Origin of the sequence: Actinoplanes sp. HUAS TT8 (genome assembly GCF_051380535.1) — a bacterium.
Classification (GTDB): Bacteria; Actinomycetota; Actinomycetes; order Mycobacteriales; family Micromonosporaceae; genus Actinoplanes.
Genome location: NZ_CP195646.1, coordinates 4,500,976 through 4,518,339, shown reverse-complemented (window position 1 = coordinate 4,518,339; position 17,364 = coordinate 4,500,976). Strand labels below are relative to the sequence as shown.

Annotated in this window: 17 protein-coding genes; 12 read left to right on the top strand and 5 right to left on the bottom strand. The window is 70.6% G+C overall.

Translation table 11 applies throughout. The annotated features are described in order from the left end of the window. Nucleotides 1-154 precede the first annotated feature (154 nt). Nucleotides 155-2,605, bottom strand: a complete 2,451-nt coding sequence (locus ACSHV8_RS20370) for a GH36-type glycosyl hydrolase domain-containing protein (RefSeq protein WP_436535314.1) — start codon at nt 2,603-2,605, stop codon at nt 155-157. A 131-nt stretch (nt 2,606-2,736) separates the two neighbouring features. Here ACSHV8_RS20370 and ACSHV8_RS20365 point away from each other — a divergent pair, with 131 nt between their 5' ends. The 3 genes from ACSHV8_RS20365 (at nt 2,737) to ACSHV8_RS20355 (ending at nt 5,573) form a co-directional block, all read left to right on the top strand. Further along, the gene (locus tag ACSHV8_RS20365; RefSeq protein ID WP_436535313.1) at nt 2,737-3,774 is read left to right on the top strand and encodes an LLM class flavin-dependent oxidoreductase; all 1,038 of its coding nucleotides are present in this window, start codon (nt 2,737-2,739) and stop codon (nt 3,772-3,774) included. After that, complete coding sequence (locus ACSHV8_RS20360; protein WP_436535312.1) at nt 3,771-4,442, top strand: NADPH-dependent F420 reductase; 672 nt, start codon at nt 3,771-3,773, stop codon at nt 4,440-4,442. The genes ACSHV8_RS20365 and ACSHV8_RS20360 overlap by 4 nt, the downstream gene beginning before the upstream one ends. A gap of 138 nt (nt 4,443-4,580) precedes the next feature. Then, nucleotides 4,581-5,573: an IS481 family transposase gene (locus ACSHV8_RS20355; RefSeq protein ID WP_436536838.1), complete on the top strand. Its 993-nt coding sequence runs from the start codon at nt 4,581-4,583 to the stop codon at nt 5,571-5,573. A gap of 393 nt (nt 5,574-5,966) precedes the next feature. On the opposite strand, the gene ACSHV8_RS20350 is transcribed toward ACSHV8_RS20355, so the two are convergent. Both ACSHV8_RS20350 and ACSHV8_RS20345 read right to left on the bottom strand, forming a co-directional pair. Continuing rightward, nucleotides 5,967-6,698, bottom strand: coding sequence for a VOC family protein (locus tag ACSHV8_RS20350; RefSeq protein ID WP_436535311.1), 732 nt, complete (start codon nt 6,696-6,698; stop codon nt 5,967-5,969). 10 nt (nt 6,699-6,708) lie between these two features. Further along, entirely contained in the window at nt 6,709-7,629 is a 921-nt protein-coding gene (locus tag ACSHV8_RS20345) for a helix-turn-helix transcriptional regulator (protein ID WP_436535310.1), read from the bottom strand. Between the two features lie 95 nt (nt 7,630-7,724). On the opposite strand from ACSHV8_RS20345, the gene ACSHV8_RS20340 reads away from it, so the two are divergent. The 3 genes from ACSHV8_RS20340 (at nt 7,725) to ACSHV8_RS20330 (ending at nt 10,647) form a co-directional block, all read left to right on the top strand. Further along, nucleotides 7,725-8,138, top strand: coding sequence for a DUF1761 domain-containing protein (locus ACSHV8_RS20340; RefSeq protein WP_436535309.1), 414 nt, complete (start codon nt 7,725-7,727; stop codon nt 8,136-8,138). A 58-nt stretch (nt 8,139-8,196) separates the two neighbouring features. Then, complete coding sequence (locus ACSHV8_RS20335) at nt 8,197-9,207, top strand: hypothetical protein (protein WP_436535308.1); 1,011 nt, start codon at nt 8,197-8,199, stop codon at nt 9,205-9,207. Nucleotides 9,208-9,432: 225 nt separating this feature from the next. Beyond that, a complete protein-coding gene (locus tag ACSHV8_RS20330) occupies nt 9,433-10,647 on the top strand; it encodes an MFS transporter (RefSeq protein ID WP_436535307.1) in 1,215 nt (404 codons plus the stop codon). Nucleotides 10,648-10,665: 18 nt separating this feature from the next. On the opposite strand, the gene ACSHV8_RS20325 is transcribed toward ACSHV8_RS20330, so the two are convergent. Together ACSHV8_RS20325 and ACSHV8_RS20320 are read right to left on the bottom strand one after the other, a co-directional pair. Further along, nucleotides 10,666-11,223: a DUF305 domain-containing protein gene (locus ACSHV8_RS20325; RefSeq protein WP_436536836.1), complete on the bottom strand. Its 558-nt coding sequence runs from the start codon at nt 11,221-11,223 to the stop codon at nt 10,666-10,668. Between the two features lie 134 nt (nt 11,224-11,357). Then, nucleotides 11,358-12,866: a DUF1996 domain-containing protein gene (locus ACSHV8_RS20320; protein ID WP_436535306.1), complete on the bottom strand. Its 1,509-nt coding sequence runs from the start codon at nt 12,864-12,866 to the stop codon at nt 11,358-11,360. A 229-nt stretch (nt 12,867-13,095) separates the two neighbouring features. On the opposite strand from ACSHV8_RS20320, the gene ACSHV8_RS20315 reads away from it, so the two are divergent. The 6 genes from ACSHV8_RS20315 to ACSHV8_RS20290 are packed head-to-tail and all read left to right on the top strand — an operon-like array spanning nt 13,096 to nt 17,160. Beyond that, nucleotides 13,096-14,070 (top strand): acyl-CoA dehydrogenase, encoded by a 975-nt coding sequence (locus ACSHV8_RS20315; protein WP_436535305.1) that lies wholly within the window; start codon nt 13,096-13,098, stop codon nt 14,068-14,070. After that, nucleotides 14,064-14,786: a PIG-L deacetylase family protein gene (locus tag ACSHV8_RS20310; protein ID WP_436535304.1), complete on the top strand. Its 723-nt coding sequence runs from the start codon at nt 14,064-14,066 to the stop codon at nt 14,784-14,786. The genes ACSHV8_RS20315 and ACSHV8_RS20310 overlap by 7 nt, the downstream gene beginning before the upstream one ends. Beyond that, the gene (locus ACSHV8_RS20305; protein ID WP_436535303.1) at nt 14,783-15,382 is read left to right on the top strand and encodes an SAM-dependent methyltransferase; all 600 of its coding nucleotides are present in this window, start codon (nt 14,783-14,785) and stop codon (nt 15,380-15,382) included. The genes ACSHV8_RS20310 and ACSHV8_RS20305 overlap by 4 nt, the downstream gene beginning before the upstream one ends. Continuing rightward, the gene (locus ACSHV8_RS20300; RefSeq protein WP_436535302.1) at nt 15,379-16,104 is read left to right on the top strand and encodes a glycosyltransferase; all 726 of its coding nucleotides are present in this window, start codon (nt 15,379-15,381) and stop codon (nt 16,102-16,104) included. The genes ACSHV8_RS20305 and ACSHV8_RS20300 overlap by 4 nt, the downstream gene beginning before the upstream one ends. 10 nt (nt 16,105-16,114) lie before the next feature. After that, nucleotides 16,115-16,729, top strand: coding sequence for a TetR/AcrR family transcriptional regulator (locus ACSHV8_RS20295; protein ID WP_436535301.1), 615 nt, complete (start codon nt 16,115-16,117; stop codon nt 16,727-16,729). Then, the gene (locus ACSHV8_RS20290; RefSeq protein WP_436535300.1) at nt 16,726-17,160 is read left to right on the top strand and encodes an acyl-CoA thioesterase; all 435 of its coding nucleotides are present in this window, start codon (nt 16,726-16,728) and stop codon (nt 17,158-17,160) included. Before ACSHV8_RS20295 ends, ACSHV8_RS20290 begins: the two co-directional genes overlap by 4 nt. Nucleotides 17,161-17,364 lie beyond the last annotated feature (204 nt).

The following is a 17,364-nucleotide window of genomic DNA, read 5'->3' as shown; positions in this document are numbered from 1 at the left end:
TCGTGACAGATCCGTCGATGGCAGCAGTTATCGCCGAGCGTCACGCGCCGAAAATTGCTCTCATGCCGCGAGCCGCGCGTCGTAGCAGGGCGGGTCACGCCTGACCGGGGCACACCTCGCCGGACCGCGACGAGGTGTACCCCGCGTGTCCGGGTCAGGGCTCGACGAACGCCTGCACGTGGACCGTGGTGCCGGGCGGGGCGAGCGGGATCAGCGTGCCGTCGACCCGTTCGCCGTCGACGAGCAGGCGGGTGACGCGGCCGGCGGTGCCGGCGGGCTTGGTCACGGTGATCTCGTAGGTCGCGCCGCGGTAGGCGCGGGTGGCCGAGAAGCCGGTCCAGTCCGTGGGCAGGACGGGGTCGATGCGCAGGCCGCCCAGTTCGGGCCGCAGGCCCAGGATCCACTGGGTGACGGCCACGAAGTTCCACGCCGCGGTGCCGGTCAGCCAGGAGTTCTTGGCCTCCCCGTGGGTGGGCGCGTCCTTGCCGGCGATCATCTGGGCATAGACGTACGGCTCGCAGCGGTGCACCTCGCTGATCGCCTCCCGCGCCGACGGGTTGATGCGCCGGTAGTAGTCGAACGCACGGTCGCCGTGCCCGAGCATCGCCTCGGCGATCATGATCCACGGGTTGGTGTGGCAGAAGATCCCGGCGTTCTCCTTGTAGCCGGGCGGATACGACGAGATCTCGCCCAGTTCGATCCGGTACGACGAGTAGGCCGGCTGCTGCAGCACCACGCCGTGCGGGGTGGCCAGGCGTTGCGCGACGCTGTCGAGTGCGCGGGCGGCCAGCCCGTCGTCCAGGCCGATCCCGGCCAGCACGCACATGCCCTGCGGTTCGACGTAGATCTGGCCCTCATCGTTCTCGCCGGATCCGATCGGGTTGCCGTAGAAGTCATAGGCCCGCCGGAACCAGTCGCCGTCCCAGCCGTGTTCGGTGATCGTGCCGGTCATCTTCTCGGCCGCGGCCCGGTACTCGGCCGCTTTCTCGTCGAGGCCGCGCAGGTCGGCCAGGCCGGCCAGTTCCTTGGCGGCCAGGACGAACTGCCCGGCGATGAAGACCGATTCGGCCTGCCCGCCGACCGCGTTCTCGGTGGTCTGGAACGGTTCGCCCGGGGTGTCGGAGAAGCAGTTGAGGTTGAGGCAGTCGTTCCAGTCGGCCCGGCCGATCAGCGGCAGGCCGTGCGGGCCGAGCCGGTCCAGGGTGTAGCCGAGCGACCGGGTCAGATGTTCGTAGAGGGTGACCTCGCTGCCGGCCTCGTTGTCGAACGGCACCGGCTCGTCCAGGATCGTCGTGTCGCCGGTCTCTTTCAGGTACGCCGAGACGCCGAGGATCAACCACAGCGGGTCGTCGTTGAAGCCGTCGCCGATGTCGTTGTTCCCGCGCTTGGTCAGCGGCTGGTACTGGTGGTACGCCCCGCCGGTGGCCATCTGGGTGGCCGCGATGTCGAGGATCCGTTCGCGGGCCCGTTCCGGGATGATGTGGACGAAGCCCAGCAGGTCCTGGTTGGAGTCGCGGAAGCCCATGCCGCGCCCGATGCCGGACTCGAACTGCGAGGCCGACCGGCTCAGGTTGAACGTGACCATGCACTGGTACGCGTTCCAGACGTTGACCATGCGGTCGGTGTCCGGGTCCGGGGTGCTGACGCGCAGGCCGCCGAGCAGACGGTCCCAATGTGTGGACAGGGCCGCGAAACCCTCGGTGACGGTTTGCGACCGCAGCCAGTTGGCGATCACCGGCCGTACGCGCAATTTGTTGATGGTCTGGGAATGCGGCGGATCGAACTTGTCGTCGCGCGGGTTCTCCGCATAGCCGAGCACGAAGATCACTTCGCGGGTCTCGCCGGGCGCGAGTGCGAGGCGGACGTGGTGGCTGCCGATGGGTGACCAGCCGTGGGCGACCGAGCCGCCGGCGCTGCCGCGTTCGACGGCGACCGGGCGGTCCCAGCCGCGGTAGGCGCCGAGGAACGCCTCGCGCTGGGTGTCGAACCCGGCCAGGGGTTCCGAGCAGGCGAAGTACGCGAAGTGGTCGCGCCGCTCGCGGTACTCGGTCTTGTGGTAGATCACGCCGTCGTCCACCTCGACCTGCCCGGTCGAGAAGTTGCGCTGGAAGTTGGTGGCGTCGTCCTGGGCGTCCCAGAGGCAGAACTCCACCGACGAGAAGAGCGAGATCTCGGCGGCGGTGTCGCGCTCGTTGGTGACGGTGGTGCGCCAGACCTCCAGGGTCTCGCCGAGCGGGACGAAGTACAGCGTCTCGGCGCGGATCCCGCCGCGGGCCGAGGCGATCCGCGTGTACGACAACCCGTGCCGGCACTCGTAGTCGTCCAGGTCGGTGCGGGTCGGCTGCCAGGACGGCGACCAGTAGTCGCCGCTGTCGTCGTCGCGCAGGTACAGGTAGCGGCCGCCGACGTCGAGCGGCGCGTTGTTGTAGCGGTATCGGGTCAGCCGGCGCAGCCGGGCGTCGCGGTAGAACGAGTAGCCGCCCGCGGTGTTGGAGATCAGCCCGAAGTACGCCTCGCTGCCCAGGTAGTTGATCCATGGCAGTGGGGTGTCGGGGCGATCGATGACGTACTCACGGGTCTGATCGTCGAAGTGGCCGTAACGCACTATGCATCTCCTCCGTCTGGGAGCGCTCCCATTACGGGATTGTAAACGGCGCCTGTGCCCGCGCTCACGTCTGATTGACGTGTCAACTACTCCGCGGCATAGTTGACACGTCAATCACGGGAGGCGCAGTCATGAGTGAGCTGGTTTTCGGTCTCGACACCTTCGGGGACGTGCCGGTCGACGACGCCGGGAAACCGGTGTCCTACGCGGCCGCGATCCGCCAGGTCGTCGACGAGGCGGTGATCGCCGACGAGCTCGGCGTCGACGTCATCGCCCTCGGCGAACACCACCGGCCGGAATACGCGATCTCCACCCCGGAGACCGTCCTGGCCGGCATCGCCGGGCGCACCTCCCGGATCAGACTGGCCTCCGGCGTCACCGTGCTCAGCTCGGACGACCCGGTGCGGGTCTTCCAACGGTTCGCCACCGTGGACGCCCTCTCCGGCGGACGCGCCCAGGCCATCCTCGGCCGCGGCTCGTTCACCGAGTCGTTCCCGCTGTTCGGCTACGACCTGAGCGACTACGACGTGCTGTTCGAGGAGAAGCTCGACCTGTTCGTGAAACTGCTCGACGAGAAACCGGTCACCTGGGACGGCACCACCCGGGCGGCGCTGCGGGACGCCGACGTGTTCCCGAAGACCGAGACCGGCCGGCTCGACACGTGGGTCGGCGTCGGCGGCTCCCCGCAGTCGGTGATCCGCACCGCGCGGCACGGCCTGCCGCTGATGCTGGCCATCATCGGCGGCTCACCCGAGCGGTTCGCCCCCTACGTCAAGCTCTACCGGCAGGCCGCCGAACAGCTCGGCACGGTCGCCCACCCGGTCGGCATGCACTCGCCGGGCTTCATCGCCGACACCGACGAGCAGGCACGGGAGATCTTCTTCGGGCCGTACAAGGTGATCCGCGACCGGATCGGCGCCCTGCGCGGCTGGCCGCCGCTGAGCCGCGCCGAGTTCGAGGCCGAGGTCGAGCACGGCTCGCAGTACGTGGGCTCGCCCGAAACCGTCGCCCGCAAGATCGCCAAGGCGGTCCGGGCCCTGGACGTCGGCCGCTTCGACCTGATCTACACTGCCGGGGCCCAGCCGGTCAGCGCCCGGCTGCGGTCGGTCGAGCTGTTCGGTGCAAAGGTGATGCCCATGGTCCGCGACATCCTGGCGAGCGACCGATGACCACGATCGGCATGCTCGGCGCCGGCAAGGTCGGTACCGTCCTGGCCCGACTCGCCGTCGCCGCCGGCTACGACGTCCTGGTGGCCGCGTCGGGCGACCCGGCGAAGATCAAGCTCATCGTCGAGGTCCTCACGCCCGGAGCCGCAGCGGTCTCGGCCGAGGAAGCGGCCTCGCGGGCCGACATCGTCGTTCTTGCGCTGCCGCTCGGCAAATACCGGAACCTTCCGGTCGCCGCGCTGGACGGCAAGCTGGTCATCGACGCCATGAACTACTGGTGGGAGGTCGACGGCCTGCGCGACGACCTGACCGACCCGCGCACGTCGTCCAGCGAGACGGTCCAGGCGTTCCTGCCCGGGGCGCGTGTCGTGAAGGCGTTCAACCACATGGGCTACCACGACCTGGAGGAGGGCGCCCGTCCCGCGGGCACGCCCGGGCGCCGGGCGATCGCCCTGGCCGGGGACTCGCCGGCTGACGTCGCCACGGTGTCGGGGCTGATCGACGAGCTGGGCTTCGACCCGGTTCCGGCCGGTCCGCTGGCCGAGGGCGTGCGCATGGAGCCGGGCACGGAACTGTTCGGGGCCAACGTGGACGCTGACGAGATCCGGGCCATGCTCGCCCGTTTTCCCAGCTCACCCCGGGGCCTGGTGGTTACCGAGGCCCGTCGCTAGGTGTGATGTCCGGGGACGTTGGTCGAGGAAATGTAACCACTCGATCTGAGGATCGGGGCTGGATCTTGTGAACAGATGAAGGCCTCCGGCTGTGCAGTGGAGCTGTCTAGACAACCACTGAGCAGGCTGGAGGCCTTCATGTCCCACGCTAACGCCGCGTTGACCCCGCGGGCGCGATTGCGGCTGGCGCGTCTGATCGTGGATGACGGCTGGTCACCCGCACGAGCGGCCGAACGCTACGACGTGTCCTGGAGAACGGCCGCGAAATGGGCCGCTCGTTACCGCGCCGAGGGCGAAGCCGGCATGACCGACCGCTCGTCACGCCCGCACCGGCAACCGAACCTGACCCCGGCGCCGACCGTCCGCAAGATCGTGCACCTGCGCCGCAAACAACGCCTCGGCCCGGTCCCGATCGCCGATCAACTCGGCCTGGCCGCCTCCACCGTCCACGCCGTCCTGCGCCGGCGCCGCCTCAACCGGCTCTCCCACCTCGACCGCGGCACTGGCGAACCGATCCGCCGCTACGAACACGATCAGCCCGGTGACCTGCTGCACGTCGATGTCAAGAAACTCGGCAACGTACCCGACGGCGGCGGGCACCGCTTCCTCGGCCGTGTCCAGGGCAGGAAAAACAAGGCCGCCACGCCCGGCAAACCCCGCAACCGGCACCACAACCCGCTCATCGGCACCGCATACGTGCACACCGTCATCGACGACCACTCCCGCGTCGCCTACGCCGAAATCCACGACGACGAAACCGCGATCACCGCCACCGGCGTCCTGCAACGCGCCGTGGCCTGGTACGCCGAACGCGGCGTCACCACCCGCCGGGTGCTGTCCGACAACGGCTCCGCATACAAATCCCGGCTCTGGCACACCACCTGCCACGACCTGGGCATCACCGTGAAAAAGACCCGCCCTTACCGGCCACAGACCAACGGCAAGATCGAACGCTTCCACCGCACCCTGGCCGACGGCTGGGCCTTCGCCAAGCTCTACACCTCAGAGAAGGCCCGCCGCGCCGCGCTACCAGCCTTCCTTCACGACTACAACCACCACCGACCCCACACCGCCATCGGCAAACGCGCACCCATCACCCGGTTGAACAACCTGGCTGGACATCACAGCTAGGCCAGTTCCACAGCGACGCCGGTTCTATCCCGACGGCCCGCGCCGGGCAGCTGTCTCCGAATCACACCGGCCCACCAGCCCTCAGCACCAGCCGAGCACCCGCAGCTGGCGCTCAGTGCTGTTCCCAGCCCGTTTTACGACCCTCAGCACCAGCCGGCGACCTTCAGCTGGCGCTGAGTGCTGTTCCCAGCCTGTTTTGCGACCGTCAGTGCCAGCTGGCGACCTTCAGCTGGTGCTGAGTGCTGTTCCCAGCCTGTTTTACGACCCTCAGTGCCAGCTGGCGACCTTCGGCTGGTGCTGAGTGCTGTTCCCGGGCGGTTTTGCGACCGTCAGTGCCAGCTGGCTGGCTCGGCTGGTGGTGAGCGCGAGGCCGTGCCGCCAGAAAAGTGGGGGCTAGCTGGGGGTCAGCAGGCAGAACTCGTTGCCTTCGGGGTCGGCCAGGACCTTCCACGGGATGGCGCCGACGTCGATCGCCGTTGCGCCCAGCGACTGCAGTCGAGCCGCCTCGACCTCCAGCTCGTCCCCCGGGTAGGGGCGCAGGTCGAGGTGCACCCGGTTCCACCCGATCTTCGGGTCGGGGGTGCGGAGGAACTGCAGGTAGGGGCCGACCCCGAGCGACGACCGCAGGACCGCGCTCTGATCGTCCACCCGGTGCAGCGCCCAGTCGGTGGCCTCGCCCCAGAAGCGCGCCATCGCCCGCGGGTCCGCGCAGTCGACCACGACCGACGCGATCGGCCCGGTGTCGCGCTCCGGGTCGTGCCAGTCCAGGACGCAGAACTCGTTGCCCTCCGGGTCGATCATGACCTCCCAGTCGACGTCGCCCTGACCGATGTCGGCCGGCCGGGCACCGAGCTCGGTCAGCCGCGCGACCACCTCCGCCTGGTGGTCCTTGGACCTGGTGGCGAGGTCGACGTGCACCCGGTTCTTCACCGTCTTGGGCTCGGGGGAGGAGACGAGGTCGATGACCACGGCGACCGGATCCGGATAGACGAAACCCTTCGGTTCGAGGTTGATCACACCCGGTCCCTCGCTCGACAAGTCCCAGCCGAGCGCCTGCGCCCAGAAAGCACCGACCGCGGCCTCGTCCCGGGCTTTCATAGTGATCTGCACCAATCGTGTCCCCATGCCGCCGATGCTAACGGCCGATCCGGGAGAAGCGGGTGGCGAGTGCGGTGAACGCGGCCCGCAGCGGTTCGGGGGAGACGGACGAGATCTCGGCGTCGTAGCGGGCGAAGGCGGCGGCCAGGCTCACCCACGACCAGGAGCCGAGCGTGACCCGGCAGTGTTCGGCGTCGATCTCCTCGACGATGCCCTCGCGCGTGAACTCGGCGATGGTCGCGGCCGGCCGGCCGATCGTCACCGTGCCCTGGCACGGCCAGTTGCCGGACGTGTCGGTGGAGCCGCGGAAGACGCTCATCACGTAGGCGGCCACGTCCCGGCCGGGAAGTTCGCGCGGGGTGAAGCGCGGGCCGTTGGGGGTGCGCAGCGTCATGCGGTCGGCCCGGAACGTCCGCCAGTCCTCCCGGTCGAGGTCCCACGCGATCAGGTACCACCGGCCGTCCCGCGTGATCACGTGGTGCGGCTCGACCCGGCGGCGGTCGTCGTGGTAGTCGAACCGCAGGACCTCCCGCGCGTGCACCGCCGTGCTCAGTGCCAGCAGCAGGCCCCCGTCGACCTCGGCGGCCGGGCGTTTCACCGCGGTCACCCGCAGCGCCTCGACGCGATGCCGCAACCGGGACGGGAGGACCTGCCGGATCGTGGTCAGCGCGCGTTCGGCCGCCTCCCCGCCGGCCACCTGCAGGGCCAGCACCAGCGCCACGGCCTGCTCGTCGTCGAAGAGCAGCGGCGGCAGATCCTTGCCGGCGCTCAACCGGTACCCGCCGTCGGGACCTTTCACCGCCGCGATCGGGTAGCCGAGCTCGCGCAGCCGGTCGACGTCGCGCCGGATCGTGCGCAGGCTGATGTCCAGTCGCTCGGCGAGCAGCGAGCCGGGCCAGTCGCGCCGGGACTGCAGCAGCGACAGCAGGGCGAGCAGGCGGGCGGACGTCTTCGGCATGCGCCCGATTCTGCCCCGAGTAGGTGACACAACCTGGCACGTACCCCTGCAATTCTTTTGTCGTTCCCACCTCGACGAGTACGGAGTCAGCAAACATGTTCGATGTCCTGGGCGACCTCAACTGGATCGGGATCGCGGCCGGATTCGTCGCCTTCACCCTGCTCGGCGGCCTCTGGTTCGCGGCGCTGTTCCCCAAGGCGTACAACCGCTCCCTGGGCCGGGACCCGGGGGCCAAGCCGGACCCGTCGCCGCTGTTCTTCGCCGGCCCGGCCCTGACCAGTCTGGTCATCACCGTCACGAGCGCGGTCCTGAGCGCGGCCCTGAAAATCGATTCGCTCGGTGAGGCGGTCACGTTCGGCCTGATCGTGGGCGTCGGCTACCTGGCCGCGAACACGGTCAACATCGCGATCAACCCGAACTTCCCGCGCCCGCTGCTCTACGCGGCGATCTCCGGCAGTTACAACCTTCTCGGCAGCGTCATCGTCGCCGTGCTCCTCCAGTCGCTTTAGGACTGTCTTAACGTTCGGCTAGCGGGCGGTTAGGGCGGGGATCGCGATAGTCGTCGGCATGCGATCCAAGACTCTCGCGACCCTGACCGCCCTGGCCGCCGCCGTACCCCTGGCGGCGATCACCGCGCCGACCGCCGCCCGGGCGGCCGGCTCGAAGTTCTGCGACGGCGGCAGCTTCACCGTCCTGGGCCGGACCGGCGTGAAGGACCGGTTCCGCGGCACCGTCGCCGCACCGGCCGGCCGCTTCACCGTGCAGGGCAGGTACACCCGATTCAGCATCGACCCGGCCACGTTCGCGATCTACGACTACACGTTCACCGGCGCCGCCAACGTCGGCGACATGACCGGGGGACAGCCCACCGCGATCTACGCGAGCAAGGTGCCGGACCACCGCGGACTGACCCTGACCAGCGGCATCAGCCTGGAACTGCGCGACGGCGACATGACCATCGCACGCGCCGGCACCGGCGGGCTGAGCATGAAGATCCAGGCCAAGGACTGCGCGCAGGGTGGCATCTTCCAGATGGAACCCGAGCGCGGCGACGGCACCCGAACCCGGATCGTGCACACCCTGGCCGACGGCACCTTCTACTACGACAACCCCAACTTCCGCGCCCGGCTGGGTGCGTGGCTGGGCTCCGCCTGCGCCGACGAGGTTTCCGGGCCCTCCGGGCAATTTTGCGTACGGGTGAGCCCGCGCGTGAACATCGGCAGCGACACCGCCCCGAAGCTGGTGCTGCGCGACAGCGCGCAGGTCGCCACCCGGATTCCGCAGGCGTCGTGCGGCCCCGACTTCACCAACACGCTCGGGCTGTCGGAGACCAAGGACCACTGCGGCGCCACCAGCGTCTGGGACGTCGCCAGCGGTGGGCGCCTGGGCATGGTGACCGGCGAGGACGCGACCGAGGTGGCCAACCCGCCGACCACCTGCACCGAGGACTGCGAGGCCGGTAACGGCGTCAACGGGCGGCTCGCCGTCCTCGGGTTCCCGGCGAGTGTCCCGGCCGGCAGCCGGCTGACCCCGCGTACGTCCCCGGACGGCCTGACCGCGCCACTCACCGCGCCATGAGTTGCCGGGGCGGTCCGGTCGCCGGCCGGACCGCCCCGGGCGTATGATGTCCGGACACCTTCCGGGTGCGCCTCGATCACCATTTTGCGAATGGTAATCGAATTACCGGGATTCAGCCGGTCGGGCGACATTGGAAAGACCCCGGAAATGCAATTAAATGGCACGTATTCATAACGGCTCGCAATTGTTCTGGAATTGCTGGAGCCGGCACGTGACAATCGGCAGATGCCTGACACCGTTGATGTGGCTCAAACCCCGGTCCGACTGCTGTTGAGGGGCCGTTTCGGCTGGTTCTTCCTCGGCCGGACCGTCGACGTGGCCGGCACGTCCATGACCACCGTGGCCCTGGCCCTGGCCGTGCTGAAGGCCTCCGGCAACGCCACTGACCTGGGCATCGTCCTGGCCGTGGGGTTCGTCCCGACGATCGCGCTGCTGCTCGTGGGCGGTGCCGTCGCCGACCGCATGAGCCGGCGCGGGCTGCTCATCAATGCCAATCTCGCGTCGGGAATTCTGATGGCCGCGATGGCCGCACTGCTGATCACCGGTCGATACCACTTGGCGTTGTTCGCCGCGCTGTCCTTCCTCAACGGGATCGTCAGCGCGTTCATCACCCCGGCCCTGCGCGGAATCGTGCCGGAACTCGTCGAACGCCACGATCTGCAGCGGGCCAATGCCCTGCTGTCGAGCACCCGCAACACGGTACGGATCCTGGCCCCGGTCGCCGCGAGCCTCCTGGTCGCCACGGCCGGCGGCGGATGGTCCCTGGCGATCGACGCCGCCACCTTCTTCCTCGCCGCACTCTGCTTCACCCGGATTCCGGGCGCGACCCGGCCGCCCGGAGCCGGGCAGCCGCTGTGGCGGGACCTGGCCGACGGCTGGTCCACGTTCCGGTCACTGCGCTGGGTCGTGCTGGTGTCGCTGTCGTGCGCGTTCCTGAACGGCTTCAACGTCGGCCCGTGGAACGTGCTCGGCCCGCAGATCGTCACCGGCCACGACGGTGCGCTGGGCTGGGGAACAGTCCTGTCCGTGCGGGCGGTCGGCCTGCTGGTGACCAGCGTCGTGGCGGTCAAGCTGGTGTTCCGCCGGCCCCTGCGCAGCGGCCGGATCTGGGGTGTCCTCTGCGCCCTGCCGCTGATCGCCCTGGGCCTGTCCGGCTCGGCGTGGGTGGTCGCGGTGGCCGGGTTCATCGGCGGTCTGGGCTTCTCGGTGTCGGCGATCACCTGGGACAGCACGATGCAGGCGGCCGTACCCCAGGAGAGTCTGTCCCGCGTCGCCGCCTATGACGACCTTTTCTCGTACGCGGTCATCCCGGTGTCCCAGGTGCTGTCCGGGCCGCTGGCCCAGGCCTACGGGGCGAAGGAGGTCTGTGCCGTCGGCGGCTTCGCCTACGTCGTGGTGTGTCTGTTCCCGCTGCTCAACAGGCAGGTCCGCACGATGTGAACCCGGGCCGGCGCTTCGTCAGTGCTTCGCCAGCGGCTCGCGGGTGGTGAGCACGGCGCCGGCCAGGTCTCGGGTTTCCCGGTCGGCGCCGTGCTCCTGTTCGCCGCGGGCCAGGGTGATCGACTGGGCGATGCCCTCCCGCAGCTTGTCCAGGGCGGCGCGGTCGAACGCCGTACCGGAAAGCTCGGTCATGGTTTTCAGTTCCCCGGCGGTGATCATGCCGGGCATCGGCATGCCGACGTGGGGGTTGTCGGCCGGGAGGCCGGCCTTGTCGTGCAGGGCGCGCAGCTGCGGCAGCTCGGCCTCGGTGAGCGTGCGCACCCGGGCGGCGAGCTCGGTGACGGCCGGTGTCGCGGTGTGCGCCGGGATCGCGTCGAGCAGTGGGACGATCTGCTCGTCGAGGGCCAGGGTGACCTCGATCCAGGCCAGGTCGGTCCCCCCGAACGTCGTCGACGCCGCGGACGTCGTCGACGCCGCGGACGTCGTCGACGCCGCGGACGTCGCCGGCGTCGTGACCACGGCGGCGGTCGTCTCGCCGCAGCCGGCCAGCATCAGCATCGCGGCCACGATCGCCATGCGTCGCACGGTGGCTCCCTCATGAGTGTCAGGTTGACGTGTTGACTGCATCGAGTTGACGTGTCGACCCGGGTCAACACGAGGTGGTGCCCCCGCTGGCGGGCGAGGGCACCGGTCCTGCCGTGTGAACGTGCTCAGCCGCCGGTGAAGGTCGGGGTCGAGCCGCACTTCGCGCCCGCGTTGATGCAGACCTTGACCAGTGCACCGATCTTGGCCGGCTCCCAGGCGTTCATGAAGTCGCCGTGGATCGACGACGCCATGCCCGAGGAGAGGGTCAGCCCGTCCCCGCCGAGCGAGTCGTAGCCGAGCATCAGCGACAGGCTCGGGATGGCCACCGGGAACTTGCCGGTGCAGACGCCGTTGACCGACGGTCCCATGTGCGACTTGTGGTCGGGCGAGTCGACGTGCTTGCCGTCCCAGCAGTCCTGGAAGGTGAGCTGGTAGATCAGGTTGCCGCCGGCCGCGCACTTGGGCCAGTTGCCGTCGGCGCTGCGGCCGGTCTCGGCGCTGCCCGCGCACCAGAACTGCGAGCTCGTGCCGGCCGGGGTGGCCACCTGCTTCTTGGCGTCACCCTGGACCATGACCAGGCCGGGCGGGAACGGCCGTACCGTCTTGGGGTCCTTGATCTTGGCCCCGTAGTAGGCCCGGAAGTTCTTCATCTTGACCGGGGTGCCGTTGTGCATGAGGGTCGGCGCCCAGTACGCGCTGTTGTCGCCCGGCGCGGTGCACGTCGTCGACTCGGCCAGCAGGTCCTTGCCGGTGCTGGTGGCGGTGACCTTCGGGCCGAAGAACGTGTGCATGTGGGACGCGCCCGGCAGGTTCGGGAAGACGATCGGGTCGTCGGGTGCCTGGCCGGAGACCGAGCAGTCGGTGTGGAACTCCGGGACCATGGTGATTCCGGCCGGGACCGGCTTGGAGGCGACCGCGTTGTACTGCGCGAGCGCCTTGTCCCAGGCGGCCTGGTCGACGTCGACCCAGCCGCCGGGGGTGGCGGCCGGCGCGCTGGAAGCGGACGCGGACGGCGCGGCACTCGACGGTGTGGCCGACGGCTTGGCCGGGGCCGCGGTCGTGGGCTTGGTGGTGGCCGCGGTGGTCGGGGCTGCGGAACCCGACCCGAGCAGCAGATAGTTGATGTTCACGAAGTCCGAGCGGGACTTGCTCTTCATGACCAGGACCAGGTCCTGCTTGCCGGTCGGCACCGTGGTGACCTTGGCGGTGACCGTCTTCCACTTCTGCCAGCCGCCGGTCTTGGCGACCGGGAACGTGGCCAGCAGGGTGCCGGTCGGCTGCCCGAGGTGGGCCTCGATCGAGCCGCCGTCGGCGTTGTTCGACGCGATCCGGGCGCTCAGCGTGGAGCCGCCGATGGTGACGCCCTGGTACTTCAGCCAGTCACCGTTGGCCAGCCAGCCGACGTTCTTGCCGCCGCCGGTGTCCGAGGTCTTCTCGGTCTTGGCGCCCTGCTGGGCCGAGAACGCCTCGGCCTGCAACGCGCCCGGCACGGCCACCTCGCCGGCGTCCGCGGTCGCGATGTAGACGCCACTGGCCCCGAGCACGGCGACCACTGTCGCGCCCAGGATCACCCGGGTGGTCCGGCGACGCCGCCGGGGGTCCCCCGGAGCGACGTGCCTCGATTCTTCAGCCATACGTAATCCTCAATTAAATGCCGTAGAACTGCTGCGGGACGAATTATGCGCACCTCTCACAGCTGATTCAATACGTCAAGAGAAAATTCATTTGCCCAGCTCAGAGCGCTGCTGGTGGCCGTGATGCGGTCAATGAATAACAGTTTTTGCCGACCGTTTCCTTAAGTTTTCTTTAAGGCTTGCGAGTGGTCCGCGGTTGACCGGCGGGCGGCTGGGTATCCGCTCGCCCGTGTTGATCGAACTGCCTGATCTGCCCCGCCCCGGCGGCGGGGCCACCATCGAGCGTCTCCGCGGGCTGGCCGCGCTCGGCCGCGACGACCTGGTCGCCTGCCGGCTGGCCGAGGGCCACGCCGACGCCGTGGCGATCCGCGCCGAACTGGGCGATGCCCACGACTCGGACGACGGCCGCTGGGGCGTCTGGGCGGCGGCGCCCGCTTCGGTACGGGCCGAGCGGGCGGCCGACGGATGGCGTCTGACCGGCGACCGGCCGTGGTGCTCGGGCGCCGCCTGGTGCACCGACGCGCTGGTCACCGCAGCCGCCGACGACGGGATCCGGCTGTTCGCGGTGCGCAACGAGGGCCCGTACGCGCAGCCGCTCGACGGCACGTGGCCGGCGATCGGCATGTCCGGCAGTGACAGCCGGACGGTCCGGTTCACCGGGGCACCGGCCCGGGCCGTCGGCGGGCCCGGGCAGTACGTCGACCGGCCCGGCTTCTGGCACGGCGGCGTCGGCGTGGCCGCCTGCTGGTACGGCGGCGCGGTCGGAGTTGCCGACACCCTGCTGGCCGCCGCCCGGGCCAAGGAGCTCGGCCCGCACGCGCTCGCGCACCTCGGCGCGATCGACGTCGCGCTCGGCGGAGCCCGGGCGGCCCTCGAGGACGCGGCCCGCCGCATCGACGACGACCCGCGGGCCGACGCGCAACGGCTCGCGCTGCGGGTGCGGGCGATCGTGGAGGCCGCGGCCGGCGAGGTGATCGACCGGGCCGGGCGGGCGCTCGGGGCCGGGCCGCTGTGCCGGGACGTGGTGCACGCCCAGCGCATCGCCGATCTCACGGTCTACCTGCGCCAGAGTCACGCCGAGAGCGACCTTGAGCAGCTCGGCCGCCTGCTCGTCGAGGATCCCCGGCGACTCGTGAGCGAGGATCCGCACTGGCTGCCGGGCGCGGCCCCACTCGTCGGGGCGGGGGAGGGGCCGTCGTGGTGAGGGCGATCGCCGGGGACGGCACCTCGGAACAGCAGTGGCGGACCTGGACCGCGATGCGTCAGTGGCCGGAACTGCCCCTCGACTCGGCGGGCCCGCCGCTGATCGTCGCCCCGCACCCGGACGACGAGATCCTCGGCGTCGCCGGGTTGATGTTCCTGCTCGGCGCGGCCGACCTGGCCGCGGTCACCGACGGTGAGGCCTCGCATCCCGGCTCGACCGTGCACACGCCGTCCGCGCTGGCCGCGATCCGGCGCGCCGAGACGACCGAGGCGTTGCGGCGGCTGGGTCTCGGCTCGGCCGCGGTGCACCGGCTCGGGCACCCGGACGGCGGGATCGACGAGGACACCCTGGCCAAGGAGCTGGCCGGACTGCTGACCCCGGGTCGCTGGTGCCTCACCACCTGGCGCGGCGACGGGCACCCCGACCACGAGGCGACCGGCCGGGCCGCGGCCCGCGCGTGTGCTGAGACCGGCGCGCGGGTGCTCGAATATCCGATCTGGGCCTGGCACTGGTCGTACCCGGAAAGTCCCGACGTGCCCTGGGACCGCGCCCACCGCGTCGATCTGCCCCCGGCCGCGCAGGCGGCGAAGGCGGCCGCGATCGCCGCGTTCCCGAGCCAGACCGCGCCGCTCGGCCCGGATCCGGCCGATGCCGCGATCCTGCCCCCGCACGTCGTGGCCCGATTCACCCGCCCGTTCGAGGTGATCTTCGCGTGAGCACGCCGATTTCCTACTTCGAGCAGATGTACGGCGATGATCCCGACCCCTGGAGCTTCGAGACCCGCTGGTACGAGGCTCGCAAGCACGCCCTGACGGTCGACGCCCTCCCGGAACGCCGCTATCGATCCGCGTTCGAACCCGGCTGCTCGACCGGGATGCTCACCTCTCGGCTGGCCGCCCGCTGCGACCGGCTCCTCGCCGTGGACGCGATCGGGTCGGCCGTCGACACGACCGCGAGGCGGCTCGCCGACCGGCCGCACGTGACGGTCCGGGCCGCCCGCGTGCCGCACGAGTGGCCGTCCGAGACCTTCAATCTGATCGTCCTCTCCGAACTGGGCTACTACTTCGACGATGCCGACCTGGCCACGCTGCTCGACCGGGTGGCCGGATCCCTGGAACCCGGTGGCGACCTCGTGGCCGTGCACTGGCGGTGGCCGGTCGCCGAACACGCCCGTAGCGGGGACGACGTGCACGCCGCGCTGGCCGCGGTCCCGGGTCTGCGACGGGTGGCCCGGCACGAGGAGGCGGACTTCCTGCTCGAGGTTTTCACGCTCGGGGCCGGGTCGGTCGCCGAGCGTTCCGGCCTGCTGTGATCGTCGTGGTCGTCCCGGCCCACGACGAGCGGGCCCGCCTGCCGGCCTGCTTGGCCGCGCTGCGGGCGGCCGCCGCCCGCGTGCCGGTCCCGGTGCGGCTCGTCGTGGTGGCCGACGCGTGCTCCGACGACACGGCTGCCCTGGCCGTGGCCGGCGGGGCCGAGGTCGTGACCTGCACGGAACGCAACGTCGGCCGGGCCCGGGCGGCCGGCGTCGCGCATGCGCTCTCCGAAGCCGGCCTTCCGTCCGGGCCATCCCGGGCGCCCGGCCTGGTCCCGGCCGCCGGCGACCTGTGGATCGCGAACACCGACGCGGACAGCCGCGTCCCCCGGGACTGGCTGCGCTGGCAACTGGCCCACGCCTGCAACGGCGCCGACCTGCTCGCCGGCACGGTCCGGGTCGACGACTGGTCCGGCTGGCCGGATCCGCTGCCCACCGAGTACGAACGGCGCTACGCCGCCCGGGTCGCCGGCCACCGGCACGGCCACGTCCATGGCGCGAACCTCGGTGTGCGGGCCACGGCCTATCTCGCCGCGGGCGGTTTCCCGCCGATCGCCTGCGACGAGGACCGCGCCCTGGTCGCGGCCGTCCGGGCGACCGGCGGGCGGGTGGTCGCGGACAGCCGCTGCCCGGTGCGGACCAGTGCCCGCCCGGACGGGCGCGCGCCGGGCGGCTTCTCCGGACACCTCAAAAATATTTACGACCGGTCGGTCTTTTTGTAGAGTGCTGGGCATGACCCAGGACGGCCGGTTGGCCCGCGGCGAACGCACCCGCACCGCGGTCCTCGATCAGGCACTGCTGCTGGCGACCGTGTCCGGGCTCGACGGGCTGTCGCTCAGCCAGGTCGCCGACGCGCTCGGGGTGAGCAAGTCCGGGCTGTTCGCGCACTGGCGCTCCAAGGAAGCGCTGCAGCTGTCCGTCATCGACCGGGCCCGCGAGCAGTGGACCGAGCGGGTCATCCGCCCGGCCCTGGCCGAGCCGGGCGGGGTGCGGCGGCTCTGGTCGGTGCACGATCACCGGCTGGCCTTCTACGAGTCCGGCACACTGCCCGGCGGGTGCTTCTTCGCGAACGCGCACTTCGAGTTCAACGCACGCCCGGGCGCGATCCGCGACCGGCTCGCCACCGAACAGCGCGACTGGATGGCGTTCCTGACCCGGGTCGCGGCCGACGCCGACGACCTGCGCGACGGCACCGATCCGGCGCGGCTGGCCTACCTGATCGAGTCGCTCGGCGTGTGCGCGGTCATGCAGCCGTCCGCGCCGAACTATCGCCATGCGCGGCAGGCGCTGCTCGACCATCTCCGTACCGTCGCCGTCGACCCTCGCATCCTCCCGGAGCTGCCATGACCACCCTGACCGAAGCCGGCGCCGTCATCCCGATGCCGGTACATTTCGACGACCTCGACGCCATGGGCGTCCTGCACAACTCGCGGTATGCGGTGCTCGTCGAGCGGGCCATGCTGCAGTGGTGGCACGAGCGCGGCGTCTCCTACTCGGGCGGCCGCCCGACCTCGCCGGACGTGTTCAACGTCGTCCGCGAGTTCGCGATCACCTACCACCGCCCGGTCACCGGCACCGGCGACATCAACGTCGCATTCTGGCTCGACCACCTGGGCTCGACCAGCGCGACCTACGGTTTCCGCGTCACCTCCCTCGACGGCACGACAACCTTCGCCGAGGGCCGCCGCGTCAACATCGGCCTCGACCCGGCCACGATGCGCCCGGCCCCCTGGACCGACCACGGCCGCGCCATCGCCACCACGCTCCTGCGTCCCTGACCGATTCCGATCAACCCCCTCCCCGCGTACGTCATAAGCCCCGCCCCACCCAGCCCCGCCACCCACACGCCCCACGCCAGGACAGCCCCGCCCAGCCCTTCTGCTCGCGTGCCCCGCGCAGGGACGGCGCCGCCCAGCCCTTCTGCTCGCGTGCCCCGCGCAGGGACGGCGCCGCCCAGCCCCACCGCTCGCGTGCCCCGCGTC

What these genes read in the sequence shown, in the direction of transcription:
- ACSHV8_RS20320 (WP_436535306.1), bottom strand. Translation starts at nt 12,866, where the DNA reads ATGGCTGAAGAATCGAGGCACGTCGCTCCGGGGGACCCCCGGCGGCGT.
- ACSHV8_RS20365 (WP_436535313.1), top strand. Translation starts at nt 2,737, where the DNA reads ATGAGTGAGCTGGTTTTCGGTCTCGACACCTTCGGGGACGTGCCGGTC.
- ACSHV8_RS20345 (WP_436535310.1), bottom strand. Translation starts at nt 7,629, where the DNA reads ATGCCGAAGACGTCCGCCCGCCTGCTCGCCCTGCTGTCGCTGCTGCAG.
- ACSHV8_RS20355 (WP_436536838.1), top strand. Translation starts at nt 4,581, where the DNA reads ATGTCCCACGCTAACGCCGCGTTGACCCCGCGGGCGCGATTGCGGCTG.
- ACSHV8_RS20360 (WP_436535312.1), top strand. Translation starts at nt 3,771, where the DNA reads ATGACCACGATCGGCATGCTCGGCGCCGGCAAGGTCGGTACCGTCCTG.
- ACSHV8_RS20325 (WP_436536836.1), bottom strand. Translation starts at nt 11,223, where the DNA reads ATGGCGATCGTGGCCGCGATGCTGATGCTGGCCGGCTGCGGCGAGACG.
- ACSHV8_RS20295 (WP_436535301.1), top strand. Translation starts at nt 16,115, where the DNA reads ATGACCCAGGACGGCCGGTTGGCCCGCGGCGAACGCACCCGCACCGCG.
- ACSHV8_RS20340 (WP_436535309.1), top strand. Translation starts at nt 7,725, where the DNA reads ATGTTCGATGTCCTGGGCGACCTCAACTGGATCGGGATCGCGGCCGGA.
- ACSHV8_RS20290 (WP_436535300.1), top strand. Translation starts at nt 16,726, where the DNA reads ATGACCACCCTGACCGAAGCCGGCGCCGTCATCCCGATGCCGGTACAT.
- ACSHV8_RS20330 (WP_436535307.1), top strand. Translation starts at nt 9,433, where the DNA reads ATGCCTGACACCGTTGATGTGGCTCAAACCCCGGTCCGACTGCTGTTG.
- ACSHV8_RS20350 (WP_436535311.1), bottom strand. Translation starts at nt 6,698, where the DNA reads ATGGGGACACGATTGGTGCAGATCACTATGAAAGCCCGGGACGAGGCC.
- ACSHV8_RS20335 (WP_436535308.1), top strand. Translation starts at nt 8,197, where the DNA reads ATGCGATCCAAGACTCTCGCGACCCTGACCGCCCTGGCCGCCGCCGTA.